This window comes from Acetobacter musti (assembly GCF_011516835.1).
Taxonomy (GTDB): domain Bacteria; phylum Pseudomonadota; class Alphaproteobacteria; order Acetobacterales; family Acetobacteraceae; genus Acetobacter; species Acetobacter musti.
In genome coordinates, this window is sequence record NZ_WOTB01000073.1 from 1 (window position 1) to 4,662 (window position 4,662).

Genomic DNA, 4,662 nt, shown 5'->3' on the forward strand with positions numbered 1-4,662 from the left:
GAGGCCATCGTGTGGATGGTACGCTAAACAACGTTTGGCATGAACAATAAAGGAACGATCAGGCGGCACGAGCCTGTTTCGACAGATTGAGCGTCTTGCGGCCCGCAGAAGCTGCGGCTTTGTCCCAGAGAAAGTCTCCGGAAAAGGCGATGTGCTCCCATCCCACCGGGGAAGTATGCGCCAGCAGGTCCTCAGGGACGGCCGCCGATGTTGAGCGCAGATGTGTGACGGCGGTTTGCAGATAGACTGTATTCCAGTAGACGATCGCCGCGATGACGAGATTGAGGCCCGACGCCCGGTATTGCTGGGCTTCATGGCTGCGGTCGATGATCCGTCCCTGGCGGAAGGTATGGATTGCCTGGGTCAGCACATGCCGCTGCTCGCTGTTGTTGAGCCCTGCCTGACATCTCTGCCGCAGATCAGGGGTTTCGAGCCAGTCGAGCATGAACAGAGTGCGCTCGATCTTGCCGATTTCCTGGAGTGCGACGTCGAGCCGATTCTGGCGCTCATAGGCAGCAAGCTTGCGCAACATCCTGGAGGGCGCGACATGCCCGGCCTTGATTGATCCGACAAGCCGCAGCACGTCCTCCCATTGTTCCCGAATGATGTCGGTGCAGATGGTTTTGCCAAGCAGCGGGCTGATGGAGGCATAGGAACTGGCCGGTGCGATGGACGCCAGGCGTCTATCCGGAAAGTCGCGCAGGCGTGGGCAAAAGCGAAAACCCAACAGGGCGCAGAGCGCGAAGACATGGTCGGTGGCACCACCCGTGTCGGTATAATGCTCGGTGATTTTAAGCCCCGTTCCATGATTGGTCAGGCCGTCGAGCACGTATGGCGCTTCGTGTGTCGCAGCCGAGATGACCTTCACATGGTATGGGGCGCGCTGATCAGACACATGCGTGTAAAAGCTGAACCCATGGTCGACGCCATAGCGGGCATTGACGTCTCCGCCTGAGGCACCGCGCTTGGCCCCGCGAAAGAACTGTCCATCGGAGCTTGAACTCGAACCCTCACCCCAGATGCGGGAAAATGGCAGACGATGGTGAGAGTCGATGAGGATAGCCAGCGCCTTGCGGTAATTTTCGTCGCGGACGTAAGCGTCGTGGGTCCAGAAGAGCTGATCACGGGTAACGCCGTGACTCGCGGCAGCCATGCGTGACAGCCCCAGATTGGTAGCGTCCGCCAGAATGGCAGCAAGCAACGCGTTCTCGTGGGGGCAGGCTTCGCCCGTGCGCAGGTTGGTAAAGGCGTTCAAAAAACCGGTGGCCTGCGCCACCTCGTGCAGCAGCTCCGTGATGCGGATTGGCGGCATCAGGGCGTTGAGCTGTTGCGCCAGGTCTTCCGCCTTGGGAGGCGTTGTTGCGCGTATCGGCGATATCTGGAGGTGCCCGTCTCGGAATCGTACGCCTTGCAAAGCGTCGCGTTTCAGGCTTTGCGCAAACTTCTTCAGGCGTTTATCCAATTCGCGAGCGCGCTGATCCAGCCATTCATCCGCCGACAGGGGAAGGTCAAGTTCGGCAATGAACGGTTTTGCCTGCTCCGTACTGAGCATGTAGCTGTCGAAGCGACGATAATTGGCCGACCGCTCGATCCACACATCACCGGAACGCAGCTTGTTGCGCAAATGCGCGAGCGTCGCGATTTCCCACAGACGCCGGTTGGGCTTGTCATCCTGATCGATAACGATCTTCTGCCATTCCTTGCGAAACGGCATCGGTGCGTCGCCAGGTAAATCGCGTTTGCCTGCTCTGTTGAGGTTCCGCAACAACGTGATCGCAGCCAGGGTCTTGGCGCCTCCTCTTCCTGCCTGGAATTCCAGCGTTTCCAGCAGATCGGGCGCGAATTTTCGAAGGGTAATATAACGCTCCGCAGCGGCTGTCAGAGGATCGAGGTCGGCAGTCCTGGCGATCGCCCCAACCTCTGACCTTGCTTTCAACAGGGTCGCCCATCCGACCGTGGCATCCAGAGTTTCCATAGGATCTCTGCCGTCGCTGGCCGCCTCGGCCAAGGCATCGATGGTCGCCTGAAACAGGCGCATCAGGCGTGCGACGTTCTTCGATGTTGCCGAAAAGCTGCGGGCCTTTGTGTTCCGTGCCCGGGTAAAGATGCTGCCGACCAGCTTGTCAGCCATGTCCAGGGCGCTGTCCGTCAGACGTTCCTCGGCATCGATCAGGAAAGCGACGAGCGTGGCGTAACGGCGTGATGGCGTGTAGCGCTCGATCATCGAGGCCGGAGATATCCGGCCTTCCCGGACGTATTGGTGAAAGCGGTCGATGTGAATGCGCTTGGCGACGACGGGATCAATCCCGATCTGTCGAACCTGTCTCAACAATTCCAGAATGCGCTTGATGTGATCCGGCTTGACGGCAACCGGTATGGTCTTGAGCGAGGCAAGTTGGCTGATGCTCCCTTCAGGCGTTGTGGCGAAAAGCCGATCCAGCGCCGTGACCTGATCGCCTGTGAGGCCCTGCGTTAACGCCTGCGCGGTCTTCCGTCGGGCCCGCGCCCGTCCCGCAATGCTGGCGCGTTCGATGGTTGAAATCGAAGGGAGTGCGATTTTGGCATGGCGTAGCGCGTCCATCACGGCCCGGACGATTACGATGCCGCTGTCCGTGGCCCAGGCTGCGTTTGCCGCAGCCTCGATCATGAACGGGATATCGACTCTCTGGGGCGCGCGCAGGCCAAGGATCGTCATCAGATCGCGGGCATGATCGGTCATCGTCTGCTCCCGCGCGGCGTAATCGGCGAGGTCGCTGCCGGAAAGCTCAAGTTGGTCTGCCACGAAGGCGACCAACGCGGATGGCGTCGATCCGACGTCCTGCACAAACTGAGCCAGTGTTGTTCCCGGGTGCCTGAGTAACGCCAGTTGCACGGCAACGCCCATCTGGGTGCGTCGCCTGCGCCGGGAACCGATGATATCCAGATCCGATGGCTCGAAAGTGTAAAGGCGGACCAGACTGTCCCGGTCTGTCGGGATGGCGAGCATCTGATCCCGTTCCTGGGCTGTCAGCAGGTGATGTTTGAGCCTGGTCACGCTGTCATTCCGTCCACAAAAGGTCAGTCTCGGCTATGGACAGCGGAGAGTAAAGAGACGCATTATGTGGACGGATATTGTCGATCCGGAATGGTCATTCACTCAGTGTCCACAGAACGGTCGTTTGGGAGACGGCGCCATGGGCGGCATTCTGGGATACGCGCGTGTCAGTACCGGTGATCAGGATGTGGCCGGGCAGCGTATGCGATTGGAAGAAGCCGGTACGATCCGTGTGTTCACCGATGTGATGTCGGGCAAGAGCATGGAGCGACCAGGACTGGACGAGCTGCTGGAATACGCACGCAAGGGCGATACGCTTGCGGTTGTGCGGCTCGACCGCCTCGGTCGTTCACTGGGAGAGTTGCTGACAACGGTGACCATGCTCCGCTCACGCGGAATAGCGTTGCTCAGCCTGGAGGAGAAAATCGACACTTCCTCCGCAGCCGGAGAGCTGATCTTCCACGTCTTCGGCGCCATTGCGCATTTTGAGCGGCGACTGATCTCAGAACGTACACGCGACGGGATTGCGGCGGCGAGGGCAAAGGGCAGGTTGCCGGGGCGGCAGCCGCTCGACAGCGACAAGGTAAGCGCGGCGCTGAAACTTATCGCGGCGAGCGTGTCGCCGGCTGAAGCGGCGCGTCAGCTCGGGATCGGGCGATCGACCGTCTATCGCGAGATGAAGCGACTTGGCGTCGCGCGGCCGACACCATCGGCTGTATCATGACAACAGACGATCAAGTGGTTCTCAGCGCGCGAGAGAAAGAAGCGCTGCGTCTGCTTCTGGTCGGCCATGACGCAAAATCCATTGCCAATACGCTTGGTCTGTCGGTGCACACAATAAATGACCGCCTACGCGATGCGCGGCGCAAGCTGGGCGTTTCGAGCAGCCGTGAAGCTGCCCGACGTCTCGCCGAGATGGATGGGGGCACCCCAAATAATGTCGGCCCCAAAGAAATTGGGGGTGCCGAAGCAACTTCTTCGGTGGATAGAGCCAAAGAGCCAGCACCGCCGCGATCGTCGGGGCATCGCCTGGCGTGGCTTACCGGAGGAATGCTTATCATGTCTCTTATCATTGCGGCCGCAGCGCTTTTGACCATCAGCGGGCAGGACGACGCCCGGGTTTCCGCCCAGAATATTTCGACAAGCATTGCCCGTCCTGCCGAAACAAAGGCATCGGCCGATGCCCGCAAATGGGTCGAATTGCTTGATGAAGGGCAGTGGGATGCAAGCTGGCAAGCCGCAGGCACACTGTTCAAGGCAAAGATCACCCCGGCGCAGTGGGCCACTACGATCCAGTCTGTACGACAACCGTTGGGACGCCCGTCATCACGCACTTTCCAAAGCGTGATGCAGACAAAAACGCTGCCGGGCGCGCCAGCGGGTGACTATCAGATCATTCAGTTCCAGACGCGTTTCGCTAACAAACCCAACGCGGTTGAAACCGTCGTACTTTCGCGTGAACAGGCATATTGGCGCGTTAGCGGATATTTCATCCGCTAACTTCCGTGCTGCTTGCCGTTGTTCAACAAAGAAACAGCGGCTTGCCCTCAGGCAAGATCACGCTACCCAGACGTTCTTCTACTGTTCATGCTAAACGTTGTTTAGCGTACTTTCCACACGATGGCCTC

At 59.5% G+C, this 4,662-nt stretch carries 3 protein-coding genes; 2 read left to right on the forward strand and 1 reads right to left on the reverse strand.

The genetic code is table 11. From position 1 onward, the window contains the following. Positions 1-58: 58 nt before the first annotated feature. Complete coding sequence (locus GOB93_RS20505) at positions 59-3,034, reverse strand: Tn3 family transposase (protein WP_173585222.1); 2,976 nt, start codon at positions 3,032-3,034, stop codon at positions 59-61. A 64-nt stretch (positions 3,035-3,098) separates the two neighbouring features. Here GOB93_RS20505 and GOB93_RS20510 point away from each other — a divergent pair, with 64 nt between their 5' ends. Together GOB93_RS20510 and GOB93_RS20515 are read left to right on the forward strand one after the other, a co-directional pair. Further along, positions 3,099-3,758: a recombinase family protein gene (locus GOB93_RS20510; RefSeq protein WP_231100957.1), complete on the forward strand. Its 660-nt coding sequence runs from the start codon at positions 3,099-3,101 to the stop codon at positions 3,756-3,758. Next, positions 3,755-4,534, forward strand: coding sequence for a helix-turn-helix domain-containing protein (locus GOB93_RS20515; protein WP_035979553.1), 780 nt, complete (start codon positions 3,755-3,757; stop codon positions 4,532-4,534). The genes GOB93_RS20510 and GOB93_RS20515 overlap by 4 nt, the downstream gene beginning before the upstream one ends. Positions 4,535-4,662: the final 128 nt, after the last annotated feature.

Excerpts from the sequence above, each read along its gene's own strand:
- GOB93_RS20510 (WP_231100957.1), top strand. The coding sequence starts at position 3,099 with ATGTGGACGGATATTGTCGATCCGGAATGGTCATTCACTCAGTGTCCA.
- GOB93_RS20515 (WP_035979553.1), top strand. The coding sequence starts at position 3,755 with ATGACAACAGACGATCAAGTGGTTCTCAGCGCGCGAGAGAAAGAAGCG.